The organism is Elstera cyanobacteriorum, from assembly GCF_002251735.1.
Taxonomy (GTDB): Bacteria; Pseudomonadota; Alphaproteobacteria; order Elsterales; family Elsteraceae; genus Elstera; species Elstera cyanobacteriorum.
Window position 1 is genome coordinate 139,278 of the sequence record NZ_NOXS01000031.1, and the last position, 22,936, is coordinate 162,213.

General features: G+C 63.6%; 18 protein-coding genes and 1 riboswitch. Of the genes, 7 read left to right on the plus strand and 11 right to left on the minus strand.

All coding sequences use genetic code 11. The annotated features are described in order from the left end of the window. Positions 1–40: 40 nt before the first annotated feature. Both CHR90_RS19925 and CHR90_RS08035 read right to left on the minus strand, forming a co-directional pair. On the minus strand, positions 41–259 hold the full coding sequence (locus CHR90_RS19925) for a short-chain fatty acyl-CoA regulator family protein (RefSeq protein ID WP_094408669.1): 219 nt from the start codon (positions 257–259) through the stop codon (positions 41–43). After that, positions 225–1,637: a helix-turn-helix domain-containing protein gene (locus CHR90_RS08035; RefSeq protein WP_094408470.1), complete on the minus strand. Its 1,413-nt coding sequence runs from the start codon at positions 1,635–1,637 to the stop codon at positions 225–227. The genes CHR90_RS19925 and CHR90_RS08035 overlap by 35 nt, the downstream gene beginning before the upstream one ends. 148 nt (positions 1,638–1,785) lie before the next feature. On the opposite strand from CHR90_RS08035, the gene CHR90_RS08040 reads away from it, so the two are divergent. From CHR90_RS08040 to fumC, 6 genes are all read left to right on the plus strand, one after another. Continuing rightward, entirely contained in the window at positions 1,786–3,318 is a 1,533-nt protein-coding gene (locus CHR90_RS08040; RefSeq protein WP_094408471.1) for an acyl-CoA carboxylase subunit beta, read from the plus strand. Between the two features lie 131 nt (positions 3,319–3,449). Beyond that, complete coding sequence (locus CHR90_RS08045; protein ID WP_094408472.1) at positions 3,450–5,456, plus strand: acetyl-CoA carboxylase biotin carboxylase subunit; 2,007 nt, start codon at positions 3,450–3,452, stop codon at positions 5,454–5,456. A gap of 20 nt (positions 5,457–5,476) precedes the next feature. Next, a complete protein-coding gene (gene scpA, locus CHR90_RS08050; protein WP_094408473.1) occupies positions 5,477–7,618 on the plus strand; it encodes a methylmalonyl-CoA mutase in 2,142 nt (713 codons plus the stop codon). 138 nt (positions 7,619–7,756) lie between these two features. Continuing rightward, entirely contained in the window at positions 7,757–9,775 is a 2,019-nt protein-coding gene (locus tag CHR90_RS08055) for a methyl-accepting chemotaxis protein (RefSeq protein WP_094408474.1), read from the plus strand. A gap of 125 nt (positions 9,776–9,900) precedes the next feature. Beyond that, positions 9,901–10,101, plus strand: a complete 201-nt coding sequence (locus CHR90_RS08060) for a hypothetical protein (protein ID WP_094408475.1) — start codon at positions 9,901–9,903, stop codon at positions 10,099–10,101. A 141-nt stretch (positions 10,102–10,242) separates the two neighbouring features. Further along, positions 10,243–11,637 carry a class II fumarate hydratase gene (gene fumC / locus CHR90_RS08065; RefSeq protein WP_094408476.1) on the plus strand — a complete coding sequence of 465 codons (1,395 nt, stop codon included), beginning with the start codon at positions 10,243–10,245 and terminating at the stop codon, positions 11,635–11,637. Here fumC and CHR90_RS08070 read toward each other — a convergent pair. Then, positions 11,634–12,485 (minus strand): EamA family transporter, encoded by an 852-nt coding sequence (locus CHR90_RS08070; protein ID WP_094408477.1) that lies wholly within the window; start codon positions 12,483–12,485, stop codon positions 11,634–11,636. The two genes, fumC and CHR90_RS08070, sit on opposite strands and share 4 nt — an antisense overlap. A 78-nt stretch (positions 12,486–12,563) precedes the next feature. Here CHR90_RS08070 and CHR90_RS08075 point away from each other — a divergent pair, with 78 nt between their 5' ends. Then, positions 12,564–13,055, plus strand: a complete 492-nt coding sequence (locus tag CHR90_RS08075) for a MarR family winged helix-turn-helix transcriptional regulator (protein WP_094408478.1) — start codon at positions 12,564–12,566, stop codon at positions 13,053–13,055. 46 nt (positions 13,056–13,101) lie between these two features. Here CHR90_RS08075 and CHR90_RS08080 read toward each other — a convergent pair whose 3' ends face one another. The 8 genes from CHR90_RS08080 to CHR90_RS08115 all read right to left on the minus strand — a co-directional run bounded on the left by CHR90_RS08080 (position 13,102) and on the right by CHR90_RS08115 (position 22,602). Beyond that, positions 13,102–13,530: a hypothetical protein gene (locus tag CHR90_RS08080; RefSeq protein WP_141210907.1), complete on the minus strand. Its 429-nt coding sequence runs from the start codon at positions 13,528–13,530 to the stop codon at positions 13,102–13,104. A 72-nt stretch (positions 13,531–13,602) separates the two neighbouring features. Next, entirely contained in the window at positions 13,603–15,675 is a 2,073-nt protein-coding gene (locus CHR90_RS08085; protein WP_094408480.1) for a protein kinase family protein, read from the minus strand. A gap of 220 nt (positions 15,676–15,895) precedes the next feature. After that, complete coding sequence (locus CHR90_RS08090; protein ID WP_094408481.1) at positions 15,896–17,188, minus strand: adenylosuccinate synthase; 1,293 nt, start codon at positions 17,186–17,188, stop codon at positions 15,896–15,898. Next, positions 17,185–18,372 carry an ATP phosphoribosyltransferase regulatory subunit gene (locus tag CHR90_RS08095; protein WP_094408482.1) on the minus strand — a complete coding sequence of 396 codons (1,188 nt, stop codon included), beginning with the start codon at positions 18,370–18,372 and terminating at the stop codon, positions 17,185–17,187. Before CHR90_RS08095 ends, CHR90_RS08090 begins: the two co-directional genes overlap by 4 nt. Before the next feature lie 200 nt (positions 18,373–18,572). Then, positions 18,573–18,941: a DUF1636 family protein gene (locus CHR90_RS08100; protein ID WP_170941343.1), complete on the minus strand. Its 369-nt coding sequence runs from the start codon at positions 18,939–18,941 to the stop codon at positions 18,573–18,575. Continuing rightward, the gene (locus tag CHR90_RS08105; RefSeq protein ID WP_094408484.1) at positions 18,931–19,731 is read right to left on the minus strand and encodes an ABC transporter ATP-binding protein; all 801 of its coding nucleotides are present in this window, start codon (positions 19,729–19,731) and stop codon (positions 18,931–18,933) included. Before CHR90_RS08105 ends, CHR90_RS08100 begins: the two co-directional genes overlap by 11 nt. After that, on the minus strand, positions 19,728–20,699 hold the full coding sequence (locus CHR90_RS08110; protein ID WP_094408485.1) for a FecCD family ABC transporter permease: 972 nt from the start codon (positions 20,697–20,699) through the stop codon (positions 19,728–19,730). The genes CHR90_RS08105 and CHR90_RS08110 overlap by 4 nt, the downstream gene beginning before the upstream one ends. Before the next feature lie 46 nt (positions 20,700–20,745). Next, positions 20,746–22,602: a TonB-dependent receptor plug domain-containing protein gene (locus CHR90_RS08115; protein WP_170941344.1), complete on the minus strand. Its 1,857-nt coding sequence runs from the start codon at positions 22,600–22,602 to the stop codon at positions 20,746–20,748. A 110-nt stretch (positions 22,603–22,712) separates the two neighbouring features. Next, positions 22,713–22,923, minus strand: a riboswitch (cobalamin riboswitch). Positions 22,924–22,936 lie beyond the last annotated feature (13 nt).

Below are 22,936 nucleotides of genomic sequence, written 5' to 3' on the forward strand. Positions count from 1 at the left end.
TTAGAGCGCTTGTCGTGAGCCAAAGCGAACGGAAAGCGCTCTAAGTGAGCCGATAGGGCAGGGCGCCGCGCTGATCGTGGGTGACGGTCAGCTTGCGCTTCAGCGGCGGCATGGCGCGGCTCGGGCATTTGGTGCGCTCGCAGATGCGGCAGGAAATGCCAATCGGTTCGAAGGCAGAGCGGTTGCCGAGGTCGAGANGTGAGCCAAAGCGAACGGAAAGCGCTCTAAGTGAGCCGATAGGGCAGGGCGCCGCGCTGATCGTGGGTGACGGTCAGCTTGCGCTTCAGCGGCGGCATGGCGCGGCTCGGGCATTTGGTGCGCTCGCAGATGCGGCAGGAAATGCCAATCGGTTCGAAGGCAGAGCGGTTGCCGAGGTCGAGATCGTCGGCATAAACGAAACTATCCGCATAGGAAATCTCGCACCCTAAGGCCAAAGCATAGCGCGGCTGCACCGCGCGGAAGCCGCCGCGCCCTTTGGTGATCTGCGTCGCGAGCGACAGATAGCGCGCGCCATCGGGGGTTTCCGCCAATTGCCGGATGATCTGGCCGGGCGTTTCGAAGGCTTGATGCACGTTCCACAGCGGGCAGGCGGCGCCGAAGCGGGCGAATTGCAGCTTCGTCGCGCTATGGCGCTTGGTGATATTCCCGGCGCGGTCGATGCGGGCGAAGAACATCGGGATGCCCTTCAGGCCCGGGCGCTGCAAGGTCGAGAGCCGATGGCATACTTGCTCCAGCGACGCGCCACAGCGCACGGCCAACAGGTCGAGATCGTGGCGCAACTCCCGCGCTTCGATCAGAAAGGCGCGGTAGGGCAGCAGCAGCGCCCCGGCAAAGTAATTGTGTAGGCCGATACGGCAAATCTCATAGGCTTCCTCGGTGCGAAACCCGGCATTGCCCGCGATCCCATCCACCGCCTGTGCGGCGTAAAGCTGCGCGATTTGTAGGGCGATCTGAAAATCGCGCGTCGGCGGCGGCGCATAGGGGTTCAGGGTCAGCAGCCGGGCGCGCGCGTCGAACTGGCGTAGGCTTTCATCCCCCGCCGCGCCGCGCACCACCCGCACGCCAAAATCATTATCGAGAAAACCCGTCAGAATGGCGTAATTGTCGCCCGCACCGAGGCCCAGCCGTTCCGCGAGTTTTTCCGCCATCACATCGAGATCGTGGATGTAATTATCCACGAAATGGAAAAAGTCGCGCACTTCCTCGTAAGGCGTGGTTTCCGCAAGACTGCCGGTGCCGCCCAGGGTTTCATCGACCCCGGCCAATTGTTCACTGCTGCGCCGATAGGCCTGATGGCAGGTGATCAGCGCATGGGCAAGGCCGGGGGCATTCTGCACCACCAGCTTCAGTTCTTGCACGCTGGGGCTGTAGGTCTCGAATAACGGATCGGACAGGGCTTCCGACAGGGCGGACAGCAGCCGGTCGCCTTCGCCGGTGGAGAGTTCGGCAATATCGATCTGAAACTTTTCCGCCAGCGCCAGCAGCACGGCGGCCGAAACCGGGCGCTGGTTATTCTCGATCTGATTGAGATAGCTCGTAGAAATGCCGATACGCTCGGCAAACTGGCTTTGCGTCGCCCTTGCCGCGTCGCGGATTTCGCGCACTTTGCGCCCGATGTAGAGTTTGCCGACGGCCATTTTCGCAAATTCGCAATTTACTGTTTGCGTATTTATACGGTTTACAGCCGCACCCATCAATCCTTTCCCCTGCGGCCCATTGCCCCTATGCCTGTGCGCGGCGGTTGTGGATACTGCCGCTGTCCGAGTTTGGGGAGGAAACCAACACATGCGCGCGGTTCTCGAACAATTAGAAGCTCGGCGGGCGGAAGCCCGGGCAGGCGGCGGCGAACGCCGCGTCGAAGCCCAACACGCCAAAGGCAAGCTAACCGCGCGCGAACGGCTCGAAGTCTTGCTCGATGAGGGCAGTTTCGAAGAATACGATATGTACGTCACCCACCGCGCCACCGATTTCGGCATGGCGTCGCAGAAGGTGGCGGGCGATGGGGTGGTGACCGGCTGGGGCACGATTAACGGGCGGCAGGTTTACGTGTTCAGCCAGGATTTCACCGTCCTCGGCGGCTCGCTGTCCGAAACTCACGCCGAGAAAATCTGCAAGATCACCGATATGGCGATGCGCAACGGCGCGCCGATCATTGGGCTGAACGATTCCGGCGGCGCGCGCATTCAGGAAGGCGTCGCCTCCCTCGCGGGCTATGCCGAAGTGTTCCGCCGCAATGTCGATGCGTCTGGCATCGTGCCGCAGATTTCCGTGATCATGGGGCCGTGCGCAGGCGGGGCGGTTTATTCCCCGGCAATGACCGACTTCATCTTCATGGTGCGCGACAGTTCCTACATGTTCGTCACCGGGCCGGATGTGGTGAAGACGGTCACCAATGAAATCGTGACGGCGGAAGAATTGGGCGGGGCGTCGACCCATACCCGGAAATCGTCGGTCGCCGATGGCGCCTATGAAAACGATGTGATCGCGCTCGAGGAAGTGCGGCGGCTGTTTGATTTTCTGCCGCTCAACAATACCCAGAAGCCGCCGGTGCGACCGTTCCACGATGATCCCAATCGGCTGGAAGCGCGGCTGGATACGCTGATCCCCGATAGTTCGACCAAGCCCTACGATATGAAGGAACTGATCCTCGCGCTGGCCGACGAGGGCGATTTCTTCGAAATCCAGGCGGAGTTTGCCAAGAATATCATCACCGGCTTTGTCCGTATCGAAGGCTCGACGGTCGGCGTCGTCGCCAATCAGCCGATGGTGCTGGCGGGGTGCCTCGATATCGACTCCTCGCGGAAAGCCGCCCGCTTTGTGCGCTTCTGCGACGCTTATTCGATCCCCATTCTAACGCTGGTGGACGTGCCGGGCTTCCTGCCGGGCACCGCTCAGGAATATGGCGGGGTGATCAAGCACGGGGCGAAGCTGCTGTTCGCTTATTCGGAAGCGACCGTGCCGATGGTGACGCTGATCACCCGTAAGGCCTATGGCGGCGCTTACGACGTGATGGCCTCCAAACACATTGGCGCCGATATCAATTACGCTTGGCCGACCGCCGAAATTGCCGTGATGGGCGCCAAGGGCGCGACGGAAATTCTCTACCGCTCCGAACTGGGCGACCCGGAAAAGATCGCCGCGCGCACCAAGGAATATGAAGAGCGGTTCGCCAATCCTTTCGTGGCGGCGGAACGCGGCTTTATCGACGAGGTGATTATGCCCCATTCGTCGCGCCGCCGCATCGCCCGCGCCTTCGCCTCCTTACGGAATAAGAGCGCGGAGCGCCGCTGGCGCAAGCACGACACCATTCCTCTGTAACCCAGAGGATCGAGCCGAGGGGGAGGCCCCGGCCGCTGCCGCCCCAGCCGCGCCACTTAAGAGCGCAGCGGGGCGGCAGGTCCGGCGGGGGCTTCGAGCCAAGACGATTAATCAGCCGGGAGCGGCGCACGATGTTCAAAAAAATTCTGATTGCCAACCGGGGCGAAATCGCCTGCCGCGTCATCCGCACGGCGAAGAAGCTCGGTATTCCCACCGTGGCGGTCTATTCCGACGCCGACCGCGATGCGATGCACGTGCGCGAGGCGGATGAGGCGGTGCATATCGGCCCGGCGCCGTCCAGCCAGTCCTATATCGTCATCGATAAGATCCTAGAGGCGATCCGCCAAACGGGGGCCGATGCCGTCCATCCGGGTTATGGCTTTCTCTCGGAAAATGCCGCTTTCGCCGAAGCCTTGGAAAAGGCAGGCGTGACCTTCATCGGCCCGCCGGTGCGCGCGGTGCAGGCGATGGGCGATAAGATCACCTCGAAAAAACTGGCGGCGGAAGCCGGGGTGTCCACCGTGCCGGGCCATATGGGCCTGATCGCCGATGCTGAAGAAGCGGTGACAATCGCCAACAGCATCGGCTATCCGGTGATGATCAAAGCCTCTGCTGGGGGCGGCGGTAAGGGTATGCGCATCGCCTGGAATGCCGAAGAAGCGCGCGAAGGCTTCCAATCGTCGAAGAATGAGGCGAAGGCATCGTTCGGCGACGACCGCATCTTCATCGAAAAATTCGTGACGGAGCCGCGCCACATCGAAATCCAGGTGCTCGGCGATAAGCACGGCAATATCTTGTACCTGGGCGAGCGCGAATGCTCCATCCAGCGCCGCAATCAGAAGGTGATTGAAGAAGCGCCGTCGCCGTTCTTGGACGAGGCCACCCGCAAGGCGATGGGCGAGCAGGCGGTGGCCCTGTCGCGCGCCGTCGGTTACTTCTCCGCCGGGACGGTGGAGTTCATCGTCGATGGCCAGCGGAACTTCTACTTCCTGGAAATGAACACCCGCTTGCAGGTTGAACATCCGGTAACGGAGTTGATCACCGGCATCGACCTGGTGGAACAGATGATCCGCGTCGCGGCGGGCGAAAAGCTCAGCTTCGGTCAAGGCGACGTGAAACTGACCGGCTGGGCGATGGAAAGCCGCCTTTATGCCGAAGACCCGTACCGCAACTTCCTGCCGTCCATTGGGCGCCTCACGCGCTACCGCCCGCCGGTGGAAGGTCATCAGCCCGATGGCACCATCGTCCGCAACGACACCGGCGTGTTCGAAGGCGGCGAGATTTCGATGTATTACGATCCGATGATCGCCAAGCTCTGCACCTGGGGCAAAGACCGGCTAACGGCGATTGATGCCATGTCGGTGGCGTTGGACGATTTCGAGGTGGAAGGCATCGGCCATAATCTGCCGTTCCTATCGGCGGTGATGCGGCACGAACGTTTCCGCGCCGGGCGGTTGACCACGGCCTTCATCGCGGAAGAGTTCAGAGAAGGCTTCAAGGGCGTTGACCCCAGCGCCGACGAGGCCAAGGCCCTGGCGGCGATTGCCACCGTCCTGCATCAAACCACGCAAGAACGCGCCGCCGATATTTCCGGCGCGCTGTCCAACCATCGCCGGGTGATTGGCCGGTCGTGGCGGGTCACCCTGGGCGCGGCCAGTATCGCTGCCAGCATCGAACCGCGCCAGGATGGGGCCTTGGTCACGCTCGACGGCGGCACAACCCTGTCGGTGACGAGCGACTGGACGCCGGGCCGCACCCATGCGCGCTTTACGGTCGATGGTATTTCCTACGGCGTGAAGGTCGATCCGGTTCCCGGCAGCGGGTATCGCTTGCGCCTGCGCGGGATCGATCTTGTGGCGCGCGTGCGCAGCCATCGGGTTGCCGAGCTTGCGACGCTCATGCCGGTCAAACTGCCGCCCGATACCTCCAAAATGCTGCTCTGCCCCATGCCGGGGGTGATTACCGCCATCCATGTGCAGGAAGGCGAGACGGTGGAAGCGGGTCAAGCGCTGGCGGCGGTGGAGGCGATGAAGATGGAAAACATCCTGCGCTCCGAACGCCAAGGGGTTGTCAAGCGCGTCGCGGTCAAGGCGGGGGCCAGCTTGGCCGTCGATGAACTGATCCTGGAATTCGAATAAGCCGCGCGGGGGATAAGGCCATGACCGAGAAAAAGACCGTCCAGGATTGGGAAGCGCTGGCGGAAAAAGAACTGAAGGTTTCGCCCAAAACCTTGATTTGGGAGACGCCGGAGGGGATTGCCGTCAAACCGCTTTATACCAAGGACGATCTTGACGGCATCGGCCATCTCGACGCGCTGCCGGGGTTCGATCCCTTCATCCGCGGGCCGCGCGCCACCATGTACGCGGGCCGCCCCTGGACCGTGCGCCAATACGCGGGCTTTTCGACGGCGGAGGAAAGCAACGCTTTCTACCGTAAGAACCTGGCGGCGGGGCAGAAGGGCCTGTCGGTCGCCTTCGATCTCGCGACCCATCGCGGCTATGATTCCGATCATCCGCGCGTCGTGGGGGACGTGGGGAAGGCGGGTGTCGCCATCGATTCGGTCGAGGATATGAAAATCCTCTTCGACGGCATTCCCTTGCAGGATATGTCGGTCTCCATGACCATGAACGGCGCGGTTATTCCAATCCTCGCCAATTTCATCGTCGCCGGGGAAGAGCAGGGCGTATCGCGGGCCGACCTGTCGGGGACTATTCAGAATGATATTCTGAAGGAGTTCATGGTTCGTAATACCTATATCTACCCGCCCGAACCGTCGATGCGGATCATCGCGGATATTATCGAATATACCGCGAAAGAAATGCCGCGTTTTAACTCTATCTCGATTTCCGGCTACCATATGCAGGAAGCCGGGGCGACGCTGGTGCAGGAACTTGCCTTTACGCTCGCGGACGGGCGGGAATATGTGCGCGCGGCGCTGGCCAAGGGCCTGAACGTCGATGAGTTTGCCGGGCGGCTATCCTTCTTCTTCGCCATCGGTATGAATTTCTTTATGGAGGCCGCGAAGCTGCGCGCCGCCCGCCTGCTGTGGGCGCGAATCATGAAGGAATTTGCGCCGAAAAAAGCATCCTCCCTGATGCTGCGCACCCATTGCCAGACCTCCGGCGTGTCGTTGCAGGAGCAAGACCCCTACAATAATATCGTCCGTACCGCCTATGAGGCGCTGGCGGCGGCCTTGGGCGGCACCCAGTCGCTGCACACCAATTCCTTTGATGAGGCGATTGCCCTGCCGACGGAATTTTCCGCCCGCATCGCCCGCAATACGCAGTTGATCCTTCAGCACGAAACCGGGATCACCAAAGTCGTCGATCCGCTGGCGGGGTCTTACTACGTCGAGTCCCTGACCAACGAACTGGCCGAAAAGGCCTGGGCGCTGATCGAGGAAGTGGAGACGATGGGCGGCATGACCCAGGCGGTCAACAAAGGCCTGCCGAAGCGCCTGATCGAAGAAGCCGCGACGCGCCGTCAGGCGGCGGTCGATAAGGGCGACGAGGTGATCGTCGGCGTCAATAAGTACCGGCTGGAAAACGAGCAGCCGATCGACATTCTGGAGATCGACAATACTGCCGTTCGCCTCGCCCAGATAAAGCGGCTGGAAGAAACCAAGCGCCGCCGCTCCGCCGAAAAAGTCGCTGAAACCCTGAAGGCGCTCGAAGACATTGCCCGCAGCGGTACGGGTAATCTGCTGGCCGCTGCCGTCGAGGCTGCCCGCGCCCGCGCGACGGTCGGGGAAATTTCCGACGCCATGCGCGCCGTCTTCGGTAATCACGCCGCAACCCCGGAAGTCGTGACCAATATTTACGGCAAAGCCTATGAGGGCGAGCCGGAAATGGCCGTGCTGCAGGAGCGCCTCAACACCTATGCCGCAGAACTGAAGCGCAAACCAAAGCTCATGGTGGCCAAGCTGGGGCAGGATGGGCACGACCGGGGGGCGAAGGTCATCGCCTCCGGCTTCTCAGACATCGGTTTTGAGGTTGTTGCCGGGCCGTTGTTCCAAACGCCGGAGGAAGCGGCCGACATGGCACTGGCCGCGAACGTCCACGCCATCGGCGTTTCCTCGCTGGCTGCTGGGCATAAGACGCTGCTGCCGCAACTAATCGAGGCCCTGAAGGACAAGGGCGGCGGCGATATCGTCGTTATCTGCGGCGGCGTGATTCCGCGCCAGGATTATCAGTTCCTGCTCGATGCCGGGGTGTCGGCGGTCTTCGGACCGGGGACCAATGTTCTGGATGCCGCCCAGGTGGTGCTGGACCTAATCGCCAAAAAACCGCGCAATATCTGATTTTTAGGTTATATCTCAACCTCTATCTGCAAACCCTGGGTGGTTTTACCGCCTGGGGTTCTTTCTTGTTTCTGGCGTATCACACAAAACTGTCATAAATTCGAACCAACAAAAATTAACGCCAGGAGGGGCAACGGAATGCGGCAATCGGGAGCGTTGGGGGTTCGGGGACGGCTATGGCTTGCCTTCGGGGTCATTTCTTTCTTGCCGATTCTCGCCACGGCGGCGGCCTGGGTTGCGTTCCAGACGGTGATGGTGCGGATGGATACGGTCGTGAACGACCGGCTGCCGCAGATCGAAGTTGCTTTGCAGCTTCAGGCCCAGGGCGAAAAACTGGTCGGCCTTGGGGCCGCCGTGGTGGCGGCCCCCACGGCGGACGCACGGAATGCCGTGCGCGCCCAGATCGAGCCGGACAAGGCCGAAGCCCTGCGCCTGATCGCCGCCTTGCAAGCGGGGGGCATTTCCCCCACGGCGGTCAGTAATCTGAAGAATTACATCGACGATTTGCTGCGCAATCTGGCTGCGATTGATAAATCAAATAGCTCGGCGGTCGAAGCCGACATCCAGCTTAAGAAGGCTTTGGGTGATTTTGATGGGGCGGTCGGCGACATTGGGGTGACGGCGGCGCGGGTGCTGCGTGGCACCGACGAAGGATCAACCATCGTTCAGTTCGCCGGACGACTCTCTAGTCAAGTGCGGAACCTCTTGACGGTGCAGAGCGATAGCGAAATCGATGGGCTGAAAGCGCAGGCGGAGCATCAATGGAACCGCCTATCCCGGTTGATTGGGGCTTTGGATCAAGAGGATCAAACCCAGTTCCTCGCGTCGGTTGAGCGGGTCAAGGCCGCGATGGCGGCCAACCTGTTCGAAGCGCAGCGCAACCGTTTCTTCGATATGCAGGACCGCGACTATATGCTGACCTCCAACCTCAGCGTCGTCGAATCGGTCCGCAAGGAAATTGCCGGGTTTGTTAGCCAGGCCCGGACGGGGGTCAATCAGGCAACGGCGGAGGTAGACGCGGCGGTAAAATCGGGCATGAGCACGATGATCGTTGTTGCGGCGGGGGCGCTGGTATTGGCGCTCGCTATCGGGTCCTTCTACGTCAACCGCCAGATCATCGCGCGCCTGCTGGCCACGACGAAGGTGATGCGGGCGCTGGCCGATGGTGACCGGGCGGTTGCTGTCCCGCCGGTGTCCAGCGATGAAATCGGTTCGATGGCGGCGGCCTTGCACGTCTTCAAGGATAACGCCCTGCGCGCCGATGCCTTGGCGGCGGCAGAAGAAGCGGCTTTGACGGCGCGGGCGGCGCGGGCCGAGGCGCTGGAGCAGTTGACCGGCAGTTTCGACCGGGCGATTTCCGGCGTTCTATCGTCGGTCACGGTCGCCTCGCAGGAAATGGAAGTGACGGCGCAAACCATGTCCGCCAATGCCGAACAGACCAATCGGCAGGCGCAGGTCGTGGCAACGGCCACCGAGCATGCGTCGGAGAATGTCCATACGGTGGCAGTGGCCGCCGACGAACTCTCCTCCTCCATCCGCGAAATCGGGCGGCAGGTGGCGCAATCCAGCGAAATTTCCGCCCAAGCCGCCCAAGAAGCGGAAGCGACGACGGCGACCGTGCAGGGGTTGCTGGAGAGCGCCGAGCGCATCGGTACTGTCGTGCGGTTGATCGACGAAATTGCGGCGCAGACCAATCTCCTCGCGCTCAATGCCACCATCGAAGCTGCCCGGGCTGGGGAGGCCGGGAAGGGCTTTGCTGTCGTCGCCAATGAGGTGAAGAGTCTCGCCAATCAAACGGCGCAGGCGACGGAGGAGATCAACCGCCAGATTTCGGCAACCCAGTCGGTCACGCAAGATGCGGTGACGGCGATCAACGGCATTCTCGGGCGGATTTCCGAAATCAACGAGATTGCGACGGCGGTGGCCGCTGCCGTCGAGCAGCAAGCCGCCGCGACCGCCGAAATCGCCCGCAACGTCCAGCAGGCTGCGGAAGGCACGCAGGAGATTTCCGAGACGATTGGCGGGGTGACCGATGTGGCCGGCCAGACGGGGGTTACCGCGGGGCGGGTGCTGGCCGCGGCGCAGGGCCTGTCGCAGCAGGCATCCGAACTGCGGTCTGTCGTCGATGGCTTCCTGCGCGGGGTCAAGGCCGCCTAAGCGTCGGGGCAGCTATGCCCCGGCGGCCCTTCTGTCGCAGTGATTTTGCAGCGCACCTTTGTTACAACGCTCAAAATCGCTTGAATTCAGCGGTTATTGACGAGTTTTGGACGGAGTTGGTTGCGATGCACCTTGAAGACGCCCCGCGCAAGCCCGACGGGATCGATAATGCCACCCTGTTCGTGATCAATCTGCTGCTGGCCCTGATCCTCAGCGCGCTGATCTTCGGCCCGAAGGTGATCTTCTTCACCGCGCTGATCCTGGTGCCTTGCGCGATCACGATGATGGTGGCGCTCACGCGCGGCTACGGTCAGCCGCCGCTTTAATCACAGCGTGTCGGGGGCTGCGGCCCCCTTTTTTTGAGCGATTTTTGCGACTTAGTCTTATTTTTCCTTGTTCTCCCCCATCGGCGCGCCAATCTGAGCGATAGTCCGGGCCGCCCCTTGGCCCTTTAGAACAGGTGAGATATGGCGACGCGCATTGAAACGGATACGTTCGGCCCCATCGAGGTCGATGCCTCGGTCTATTGGGGGGCGCAGTCGCAGCGCTCCATCGGGAATTTTAAGATCGGCTGGGAAAAACAGCCGGTGCCGGTCGTTCGGGCCTTGGGTGTGATCAAGCGGGCCGCCGCCGAAACTAATCATGCGCTGGGCAAGCTCGAGACGGGGCTGAAAGACGCTATCGTTGCGGCGGCCCAGGAAGTGATCGACGGTCACCTCGACGCGCATTTTCCGCTGGTGGTCTGGCAGACCGGCTCTGGCACCCAGACCAATATGAATGCCAACGAAGTGATCTCCAACCGCGCGATCGAGCTCTTGGGTGGGGAAAAAGGCTCAAAAAAGCCTGTGCATCCCAATGACCATGTGAATATGAGCCAATCGTCCAACGATACCTATCCGACGGCGATGCATGTTGCCGCGGCGGTGCAGGTGGTCCACCACCTCATCCCGGCGCTGAAGCATCTGCACGCGGCGCTGGCGGCGAAGGCGGCGGCCTGGGGCCATATCATCAAGATCGGCCGCACCCATACCCAGGATGCGACGCCGCTGACCCTGGGGCAGGAGTTCTCGGGCTATGCCCAGCAGGTGGAAAATGGCATCCACCGGATCGAACAGACCCTGCCGCTGCTGATGCAATTGGCCCAGGGCGGTACGGCGGTCGGCACCGGGCTGAACGCCCCGCACGGGTTCGCCGAAGGGGTGGCGGCGCGGATCGCCGCGCTGACCGGCCTGCCGTTTACCAGCGCACCGAATAAGTTCGAAGCCCTGGCCGCCCATGACGCGATGGTGATGACCCACGGGGCGATCAATACGGTGGCCGCCAGCCTGTTCAAAATCGCGAATGATATTCGCTTCCTCGGCTCCGGCCCGCGCTCCGGCTTGGGCGAATTGGCGCTGCCGGAGAATGAGCCGGGATCGTCGATCATGCCCGGCAAGGTTAACCCGACCCAATGCGAAGCGCTGACGATGGTCTGCTGCCAGGTCTTCGGCAATCACGCCGCGCTAACCTTCGCGGGCAGCCAGGGGCATTTCGAGCTGAACGTCTTTAACCCGGTGATGGCCTATAACTTCTTGCAATCGGTGCAGTTGCTGGGGGATGCCGCGCGGTCGTTCACCGACCATTGCGTGACCGGCATCGTGCCGCGCGAAGACAATATCCAGGCGGCGCTGAACCGCTCGCTGATGCTGGTGACAGCCCTGGCGCCGAAGGTTGGCTATGACGCCGCCGCCAAGATTGCCAAAACCGCCCATAAGAATGGCACCACACTGCGCGAGGAAGCCGTGGGCGGCGGCTATGTGACCGATGCCGAGTTCGATGCGCTGGTGCGCCCGGAGAAGATGATCGCCCCCGATCCGGCCTAGGCTTTCTGGGCGGCCCGCTGATTAAGCCAGACGCTGCCAAGCACGATGGCGACGCCGCCGAGCTGCGCGGGGGTCAGGCTTTGCCCAAGAACGCCCCAGCCCAGCAGCACGGCCATCAGCGGGCTCAGAAAACCGAGTGGCGCGACCAAACTGGGGCGCAGGGTACCGATCCCCCGGAACCACAGGATATAGGTCAGCGCCGCGCCGATCAGGCCAAGATAGGCAAAGCCTGCAAGGTTCTTCAGGCTGGGCATCGGTAGGCTTGGCTCCAGCAGTAGGGCGACGGGCAGCAGCAGCAGGCCACCCGCCGTCAACTGCCAGGCGGTGACGGTCAGGGCCGAAACGGGCGGGCGCCAGTAGCGCGTGAGCACGGTTCCGCAGGCCATTGAGACCGCGCCGCCCAGCCCGGCGGCTACCCCGATGGGATCGAGGCCCGCTTTCGGCGTCAATACCAGCAGCGCGACCCCCGCAATCCCCGCCAGACCGACGATGACCGAGACCCGGCGGATCGGTGCATTGAAGAACAGCCGTTCCAACCCAACTACGATCAGCGGCTGCACCGCCCCGACGGTCGCGGCTACCCCGCCCGGCAGCCGGTAGGCGGCGACGAACAACAACGCCCAGAAAATCGAGAAATTCAGCGCCCCGAGCAGGAAGACGCGGTTCCACCACAGGCCGGTCGGCAGTTGGCGCACGAGGAGAAGCAGCAGCAGCCCAGCGGGGAGGGCGCGCAGGAGCGATAGCGTTAGCGGATAGCCCGGCGGCGGCAGTTCCGTCGTTACCAGATAGGTGCTGCCCCAGATCGCCGGGGCGAGGGCGGTTAGGGCAAGATCGGCACGCTCGGCCATCGCAGTCTCCTTATATCTTGAGATCAAGATAAACTGATCTGTCTTGACGTCAAGATAAATTACCGTTTCTGTAGAGCGATGGATGCCGTCGATCAGATTTTGGCGCAGTGGTGCCGAGAACGCCCCGACCTCAATGTCACGCCGATGGGCCTTTTGGGGCGGATGGCCCGTTTGCAGGTGCATTTGCGTCGAGAGATCGAAGGCAATTTGGCCCAGCATGGGCTGTCGGCGCCAAACTTCGATATTCTCGCGACGCTTCGGCGGGCGGGGCCGCCCTTTGCCCTCTCGCCGGGGGAGTTGCTGGCCACGGCGATGATCACTTCCGGCACGATGACGACGCGGGTTGATCAGTTAGCACGGCTGGGGCTGGTGTCCCGGCAGCCTAACCCAGACGATGGGCGCAGTGTCATCGTGACGCTGACCCCGGCCGGACGCGAGTTGGTTGATGCGGCGGTTACAAGCCATGTGGCGACCCAAGCGGCCATCACCGCGCCGCTCAGCGCCGAGGATTTCGACCAGCTTGATGATTTGCTGCGGCGGTATCTCGCCTATTTCGAACCCCCCAAATAACAACGCCGCCCGGTGGGGGCGGCGTTTTGTGGGAAACCGAGGGGGCTTAAAACTCTTCGGCGCGCGGCGGGATAATGTCCGGGCCCCATTCTTCGACTAGGGTTTCCTGGCGCTTTTGCAGCGAGGCGATTTCCTGGCGGTCTCGGAATGCCGTCATCCGCAGTACCAGTTCCGGCGTCCAGGAGAAGACCAGCCAGCCGATAGCGGCAGCCCCATAGATCACCAACCAAGAGAAAGGATTGGTCATAATATGCTGCAAGGCAACGCTGCTCTGGCCATCGACGAAGAGTTTCACCACCCAAGGCACGAGACCGCAGAGGTTGAACCCGCCGACGCAATAGGCCGCATATTTTTCCGGGCGGCGGTCGATGATCAGCGCGACCAGCGTGGGTAGCATGCCAAGCACGACGAGAACGGCGACTTTCCAGGCGACGACGATCAGCAGCGGCACAACAATCCAGGCCCAAAAGGCCATCGGGCTGGAGCGCTTTTTTTGACCCCGGGACGGGCCCGGTCGGCGGAGCATATCGGCCATAACGCGCTTTCCTTACATCATCGTCGCGAAGATCGTGACGGCCGTCACGACGCTAACCAACAGCCCGCCGATGGCGGCGGCCAATTGTTCGCCGAAATGGCGGGAGTCTTCATCGCGGCGCGGTTTTTCGGTTTCGAACTGCTTGAGCTGATATTCAATGGCACGATATTCCGACGCAGCTTCGTTAAAGCCGCGCGTATCGGCGGCGCGTTCGGACTCATCATCCACCACCGACAGCAGTTCGGACATTTGCCCGTCCATCGCGGCCCGGCGTACGCGCTCGCCGATTTTTTCCCGGCGCTTGCGGTGGTGGTAGGAGCCGACGACCCCGCCCAGCATTCCCGCCATCCATTGCGCCAAAGCCGGGGCGGGGCCGCTGTTCGTCTGGTCTTGCACGGAGGCCAGCAGGCGCAGGGTCGCAAGCGCGCGCGTTGCCGTATCCGGGTTCTGGAGGGATTTAACCACCTCATCGTTCATCCGGCGCGCGCGGGCGGCGACGAAGGCAACGATATGACGATCGAGCGGCGTTTCCGGTCGATTGTTGCGCCGGGCAACCCGTTCCAGGGCCGGAACGATATGCGACAGATCGGCGACATAATCCCGCTCGAAGATCGGGCTATGGCAATGTTCGCCGACGTTCAGCTCGTACAGTGCGCGTTCGACCCCATAGCCAATGGCCGGATTGTCGATCATCGCCGGCAGCCGGTCGAGTAATTGAACCGCCCGCAGATCTTCCGGGCGCGGCTTGGCTTGGGCCGAAACCCAATGCACCGGCAGGCGCGAGGAAATCACCTCGGCAATCATCTGGCGGCGTTCGCGGTTATTCAGCGCGGCGGCCAGGGCCGGACCAATCCCATCGACACTAAGACCGAATCCCCGGTACCGGATCGGCGCGGACGGATCGAGCGGCACGCAGGCGCGGGCGACCAGCCGGTCTTCCGACCCGCGCCCAGCGCTGATGTGATTGGCCGTCGAGGAAACCGCCTGCTGCATTGCTTCGGCACGGGCTTCGTCGTTCAGGCTGCGGCGCAGCCACGCATCGAGTTGCTTCGAGCGCACGACGGTGACGGCGTTGATGTAATCCTTGGCCAAGGCATTCGCGAGGCTGCGGGTATTGAAATACTCGACCTCGTTGAACACGAATGGGCGGGAGGCGCGTTGCGGTAGCTTCGGCTGCTTTGGCGACTGGCGGCGGCCCGCCAGCCACATATCGAGATCCTGCAACGTCCAGCGTTCGCGCGGGTCGTCGGTCAAGAGACCGCGCAGCGGTTCCATCAACGACAGCGGAATGCGCGCTTGCCCCACGAGGGTGGCGTAGGAGCCGAACTCGATCTTATTCGCCAAGATCCGGTCGTCATCCAAATCAGCCACCGGGTTGCGGCCAAGGATGAGGAACAGCATCGTCACGCCCAAGGCGTAGAGATCGTTCGTGTTATTGCCGTTCCCGCGTGCGGTCGGGTGGCACATCGCGCTTTCGATCGTCTCGAAAACGGCAGGCTGACCATAGGCCGGCGGCGACGAGACACATTCGCCCAGCACCATCGAGCGGCGACCCGCGTCGGCGTAGAAAAGATTGTCCGGGCGAATGGCGCGATGCGACAGCATACGCCCGGTGAATTCCCGTACCATCGGCATCAGCGAGGTCAGGAAGCCGGAGATCAAATCCTCTTCCTGGGTTGGCGCTTGCGGCACAGTCAGATCGGGGAAAACGCGCACACCGCCGGGCCGTTCCAGAACGATCACGAAGCGATGGCGCTTTTCCGGTGGCCAATAAATCTTACCCCATTCCGCCAGTTTCAGCATGCCGGGCACGCTGAGATTACGGATGGTATCCAGCATATCCGTCCGGGCCGGAACATCATCCGGCGGCAGCAGGGCGTAGAAAGGCCGCGCCGTATCGGCTTTCAACTGCGCGTGGTAGGCAATCGCTTCGCCGCTATTTAACTGCGGCAGCGCCTGATCGGAATAGACCAAGAACCGCTGTTTCAGTTCGATAACAGCGTCTGATCGCGTTTCCTGTTCTTCATCGCGGTCATCCGCGGGGGCAGGGTCTGCCGCCTCTTGCGGTTGATCGTGATCAAGCATGTCCGACTCAGCCAAGTCCATCGTGTGCCACTCATTCTGAGAGGCGGCCGACGGTGGATACCGCCCGCGTGCCACATTCTGCCATTACGATATGGGCGGCCCCCGAAAGATCGAGTCCCGCCCACACCAATGCGATCCTATTCTGTGTGGAATCGCCGTAGGTTCCAACAAGTTTTTCGGGTCAAAGCGTATTACTTAAGAGTCGACCCGAAACAAAGGCTTACGGATGGAACGGATCGCGCACTAAAATCGTGTCGTCCCGCTCCGGGCTGGTCGAGAGTAGGGCGACTGGGCATTCTACCAGTTCTTCCAGGCGGCGAATGTATTTGATCGCGGTCGCAGGCAGATCGGCCCAGGAGCGGGCACCCTGTGTGCTTTCCGACCAACCTTCGAGGGTTTCGTAGATCGGCTCCACCTTCGCCTGCGCGCTGGCGAGGGCGGGGAGATAGTCGAGTTCCTGCCCATCGAGGCGATAGCCGACGCAGATTTTCAGCTCGTCGAACCCATCCAGCACGTCGAGCTTGGTCAGGGCGATGCCGGTGATGCCGCCGGTCTTGATGGCTTGCCGCACCATGACCGCATCGAACCAGCCGCAGCGGCGCTTACGGCCAGTGACGACGCCGAATTCCTTGCCCTTGGCGCCGATGGTTTCGCCGATTTCATCGGTGAGTTCGGTCGGGAAGGGGCCGGACCCGACGCGAGTGGTATAGGCTTTGGTGATGCCCAGCACATAGGACAGCGCCGACGGCCCCAGGCCCGACCCGGCGGCGGCTTGGCCCGAGACGGTGTTGGACGAGGTAACGAACGGATAGGTGCCGTGGTCGACGTCCAGCATCGCCCCTTGCGCGCCTTCGAACAGGATGCGCTTGTCGGTCTTATGGGCCTCGTCCAGCAGGCGCCAGACCGGCCCGGCGAAGGGCAGCAGGCGCGGGGCGAGGTCGGTCAACTGCTGAAGGATTTCGGCCTTATCGATCTCCGTCGCCCCAAGGCCGCGCAACAGCGCGTTATGATGGGCGAGCAGCCGGTCGAGCTTCGCTTCGAGTTCAGCCGGATCGGCCAGATCGCAGACGCGGATAGCGCGGCGGCCGACCTTATCTTCGTAGGCCGGGCCGATGCCGCGCCCGGTGGTGCCGATCTTGGCGGCGCCGCTGGCCTCTTCGCGCGCGCGGTCGATGGCGGCGTGCAGCGGCAGGATCAGGGCGGCATTATCGGCGACGCGCAGGTTCTCCGGCGTCAGCGTTACGCCTTGTGCGGCGATCCGGTCGATTTCGGCCAGCAACGCCCAGGGATCGACGACGACGCCATTGCCGATCACCGACAGCTTGCCCTTGCGAACCACGCCCGAGGGCAGCAGCGACAGCTTATAGACGGTGCCGTCGATCACCAGCGTATGCCCGGCGTTATGACCGCCTTGGAAGCGCACCACCACATCGGCGCGTTCCGACAGCCAATCGACGATCTTGCCCTTCCCCTCGTCCCCCCATTGGGAGCCGACTACGACAACGTGGCTCATGCGCGTTCCTTAAGTTCCACAATCTGGCCATCGCGATAAATCGCCTGGCAGTTCAAGCGTTTGGCGGAGGTTTCCGCCGCTTCCTTCGGGTCAAGCCCGGCAATTGTCACCCAGCCGTCGGCCCGGGCGCTGCGGCCCACGTCCACCGGCGTTCCGGCTGGCAGAAACAGCCGCTGGCGCGGCGCGGGGACCGGAACGGCGGGCAGAATAGCGTCCATAAACAGCGTCACGCCGGTCGAGGCTTCAACGGGATCGACCCCGGCCTGATAGCGCCCGCCGCGCCCGAGTTCGCCGCGTACTTGCCGGGCGAACAGGGTGAAGCCGACGCCAGTGTGATATTCAAAGCCGCGCCCTTCAATGGGATCGACGGTCAGCCCCACTTGCGGCACCTGATGCAGTAGCGCTTCGGCAACCTCCGTCAGATCGCGGCGCAGCGGCTGCACGGCGTCGGGCAGATCGAGCGAGGTTAGCAGCATCAGCGCGGCGCGCGCCGGGCCGGTGGCGGCCAGCAGCCCAGTCAGAAGATCGGCCAGTGGCCCCGCCTGTTCGGCCGCAGCGGCGCCATCTTTGCGGTCCAGCGCATCGCGCACTGTCGCACGCTGGGCGGTGGGCAGGCCATAGAGGTCGAAGAGTTGCGGCACCAGGGCGGCAACGGTCAGATCAACCGTCAACCCGGCAACCCCCAAGCGGCTCAACCCATCGAGCGCGCAGCGGATCACTTCCACATCGGCGGCGACGGAGGCCGCGCCAATCAACTCGACCCCGACCTGGGTAAACTGGCGTTGCGGCTGCAACTGGTTGCCCTTTACGCGCAGCACGTCCCCAGCATAAGCGAGGCGCAGCGGGCGCGGCCGATGGGCAAGGCGGCTGGTGGCGATGCGCGCGACCTGGATAGTGATGTCGGGCCGCACGCCCATCATGCGCTGCGATACCGGGTCCATCAGCCGGAAGGTCTGACGGGCGACACTGGTATCGGCATCGGCCAGCAGCGAGTCTTCGAACTCCACCAAGGGCGGTTCGACGCGCTCATAGCCTTCGGCGGCAAAGCCGCGCAACAGATCGGCGACGCAGGCGGCCTGATGTTCGGCTTCGGGGGGTAGGGCGTCGCGCAGCCCGGTCGGCAGCAGCGTCGGGGTGGCGGGCGCCGAAACGGCAGGCGCAAAAGATACCGAGGCGTTCGTCACGGCAAGCCAGTCATGGTTACGGAAATGGCGGGCGCGTCAGATAAGCCGAAGCATGCCCCCTCTGCCAAGCAAATTCGCCTGGCGAGAGCACATTGCAGGTGCTCTCGCTTTTTGTTTGCCCTCGCCGGGCGGCTGCTCCGCAGCCTTGGCCGCCGCCGCAATGACGGCTTTAGAGCGGTATGCGAGAGGCGCATACCGCTCTATTTCGACATAGGAGGCAGGCGAGCGTTGAAATGCGCCCGTATGCCCTGGGGCCAGCGCGCAAAGGGAACGACGCCATCCTCGCTTTCCGCATAGAGCCGGGCAAAGGCGGTCAGCAGGGCGGCGCCCTCGGCGGTCGGCGGCAGCCCGGCGAAAGCGTAGCTCCATTTCCCCGGCGCGGTCAGCCCGGCGGAACAGGCGAGGGTGCATTGCAGCAGGCAACCGATGCGCCGCACGGCAATGGCGCTTTCCTCGCCAACCTCAGTTTCAACCAAGGCGGCGAAGGGTTTGCCGTCGGTCTTCTCGGCATCATAGGGGCCGGAGCGGTCAAGACGGCAGGAGGTGCAGACCGAAAGCTCAACCGGCATCGGGATTTTCTTTCGCATAGGGGAGCGCATGGGTGGGCACCAGCACGGGAACCGGGCCGGTGAAGTCGCGGTGAAAGCCGGTACCGAAAGCCGCTTCCAGCAGCGGGGCGGTCAGAACTGCCGCTGTTGGACCAGCGGCGGCGAGAGTGCCGTCGGTCAGCAGCGCCAGCCGGTCGCAGAAGCGCGCGGCAAGCGAAAGATCGTGAAGCACCAGCACAACGCAGCCGCCGCGCGTTGCCTCCGCCCGCAGGCTGGTCAGGATTTTCACCTGATGGGCCGGGTCGAGCGCGGCCACCGGTTCGTCGGCCAGTAGGATCGGCGCTTCGGTCGCCAGGGCGCGGGCCAAGAGGGCGCGAGCTTTTTCACCGCCCGAGAGGTCGGGGAAGGGCCGGTCGGCGAGGGACGTGCAAGCGGCGCGGTCGAGCGCGCGGGCGATGGCAGTGCGATCCTCCGCCGTGGGCCGGTCGAGCGGGGCGGGGCTGAGCGGCAACCGCCCGAGGGCCGCCACCTCCCGCACCCGCAGCGGCCACGCGACGGTGCCGTTCTGCGGCAGGTAGGCGAGACGCCGCGCGCGCGCGGAGGGGGAGAGCGTAGAAAGCAGTGTCTCCTCAAGGAACACCTGCCCGGCGCTTGGGGGCTGGACGCCCGCCAGCACGCGCAGCAGCGTGGTCTTGCCCGATCCGTTGGGGCCGATGATTCCCGTCACCTGCCCGGCTTCTGCATCGAAATCGACCCCGCGCAGCGGTTGTCGTGCGCCGAGGGCGACGCTGATGCCTACCGCCCGGATCATGCCTGCCCCCGATAGCGCCAGAGCAGGGTGATAAAGGCCGGGGCGCCGATCAGCGCCGTTACCACGCCCAATTGCAACTCGCCGCTGCTAGGGAGCAGCCGCACGGCGAGATCGGCCAGGGTCAGCAAGGCCGCGCCACCCAGCAGCGACGGCAGCAAGGCCGCCCCCGGCGCCGGGCCGCTGATCCAGCGCACCAGATGCGGGACCACCAAGCCGATGAACCCGATGCTGCCCGCCACGGCGACGGACGCCCCAACCGATAGGCATACCCCGGCGATCAGCCGCAGCTTCAGCCAGCGCAGGCGCACGCCCAGGCTCACCGCCGCCTCGTCCCCCAAGGTGAGGGCGTTCAAATCCCGCGCGCAGGATAGGAGCATCGCCCAGCCTGCCAGCACGAAGGGCAAGACCAACGTGAGATCGTCCAAGGACCGATCGCGCACCGACCCGAGCAGCCACAGGATCATTTCCGACAGCGCATAGGGGTTCGGCGCCATGTTCAATGCCAGCGCCGTCAAAGCTCCGCCGAAGGAGGAGAGGGCGATCCCCGCCAGGATCATCGGCCCGGTCCGCGCGTCGCGTTGCGCCAGCGCCAGCAGCGCCCCAGCAGGAACCGCCGCGCCAGCCAAAGCCGCCAAAGGCAGCGCGAAGGGCCACGCCACGGATAGGCCGAAATAGAGCGCCAGCACGGCGCCCAACCCGGCCCAGGCCGAGACGCCCAGCAGGCCGGGTTCCGCCAACGGATTCCGCAGCAACCCCTGCAAGGCCGCGCCGGACAGGCCGAGGCTGCCACCGATCAACAGGGTCAGCCCGGCGCGCGGCAGGCGGATTTCCCGCACGATCAAGACGGCGTCCCCCTGGCCCAGCAGCCCACGCACGACCGTCTCCGGCCGCAACGGCAATGCGCCCCAAAACAGGCTAATCAGCCCCGCGACCCCGGCGAGGGCGGCGAGCAAAAGCCGCGCGTGCATCAGCCGCCTGCCGGGGGGCGCGCCCCTAACGGGTTCGTCCGGTTGATCAAAACTCCGCCTTCACCCCAGCGAAGACCGACCGGCCCGGCGCGCGGTAGCGGGCGGATTCGCGGCCATCGGCATCGAAGAGATTATCGGCGCGCAGGTAGATTTGCGCCCAGGGCATCACCTGATAGGCCGTGCGCGCATCGAAAATCAGCCCCGGCGGGATTTTATCGCTGGAGAAGCTATTGTCGTTCTGCTCGGTCACGAAGCGCATGGCCCCGCCGACCTGCCATTTTTCGGTGACGGCGTAATCGGCGGTCAGGTTCACCGTATGCTTCGGGCGGCGCGGTAGGCGCTGGTCAGTGCTAGCGTCTTCGGCTTCGAGATAGGTGTAATTGGCGGCGAGGCTGAGATCGCTCAGCGGCTTCCACGTCACGCCAAATTCAGCCCCGCGCATGGTGGCGCGGCCGATGTTGGTATAGCCAAGGCCCTGATACTGAATAAGGTTGCGGTAGCGGGTATGGAAGACCCCGGCTGAGACGGTCAGCGTCTTGCCGATCTCTTGCTCGATCCCGGCATCGAAACCCTTGTTGGTTTCAAGGTCGAGGGCGCGGTTGCCGTAGAGCGGATCGAAGCGCTGGAACAGCGTCGGCGCCTTGGCGCCCGTGCCATAGCTCGCGCGCAGCGTGGTTCCGGTGCTGGCGATGCGATAGGCACCGGTCAGCCGGTAGGTGCCTTTGCCGCCGAAACTTTCCACATCGTCGTAGCGCCCACCGAGGGTGACGGTGAAGGCTTCCGTCGCCTTCCACTTATATTGCCCGAAGACGCTGTTGGTATCCTGGCTGAAGCGCGGCCCGGCCTTGCCGTTGGTCGTCGTGCGCGCTTTGTCGGTGCGGGTGGATAGGCCGCCGGTCAGAACATCCTGGCCGAACAGCGTCAGATTGCCCTGATACTCGGCGCCATAGGTCTGCCCCTCGTAGCGCGAGGTGCGATAGAAGCCCAAGGGTTCGTCGTAATCCCGGTCGGTATCGCTGGCGGTCAACGATAGGATATTCTCGAACCGGCCATCGAGCAGCGTGGCCGTACCGTCGACCCGCCCGAAGAGCTTCTTCGAGGTGGCGACCGCCGGACCGTCGCGGGTGGCGCTGGGGTCGAAGTCCGATTCAAGGTGCTGATAGCCGCCCGAAACGCCCAGGCGGAAGGTCTCGTTGAAGCGATAACCCCCGCGCCCGGTGATGCTGGCCTGCTCCGCCCCATCTTTTTCTGGCCCGGCATAAATGCGGGAAAAGCCCTTGGTTTGGCTATGAGCGGCGGTCAGGGCGTAATCGAACCCATCCTGCGCGCCGGAAATCCCGGCCTGCTGGCGGAACGTTTGATAGCTGCCTGCTTCGGTCATTGCCGTAATCTTGGCGGGACCGCGCCCTTTTTTGGTGATGATATTGACGACGCCGCCCATCGCATCATTGCCATACAGCGCCGACTGCGGGCCGCGCAGCACTTCGATCCGCTCTACACTATCGGCGGTCAGCCCGGCGAAATCATAGGCGGCGCTGGCGTCGGCGGCATCGTTGACGCGCACGCCGTCGATCAGCACCAGCACTTGCCCAACGTCGGAACCGCGAATGCGCAGATTGGACGTGGCGCCGAACCCGCCGTTGCGGGCTACCGACACGCCGGGGGCGCGCTTCAGCAGGTCCAGCACCTCCACCGATCCGCGCTTTTCCATCTCGCTTGGGGTGATGACGGTCACCGCGCTGCCGGTTTCGGCGCTGCGGCTGGGCAGGCGCTGGGCGGTCACATTCACCGGCTCCAGAACCGTGACGCTGTCGGCGGGTGGCGTGCCGATCCCCTGGCCCCAGGCGGGCAGGGTCAGAGCAGCGAGGGCGGTGGTGATTAGGGCGCGATAGGTCGGTCGCATCGGGTATCCTCGGTCCAAAGCAATTGAACCCCGCACCCGGAAGGGGCGCGAGGGGCGCAATCGCATAACGGGGAAACCGTCCCTGCCGTACACCCCGACGACCGGTCGCGACACGCACGCAAGGTTCGGCAGGTCTCCTGGCTGACACGTCATCGCCGCGCCCCCTCTTCCCAGCGTTGCGGCCAGTGAGGTTTCCCGAAAAACGGGCGGGGGCGGCTCGGTGCCTACAGTTGCGGGGGCAGCCCGGCTTCGGCCCTTATGGGCCTGTCCCGGTTCCCTTTTCACGCCCGGTTAGGGGCGACCGATCCCGGGCGCAACGCTAGTCAGGCCGGGC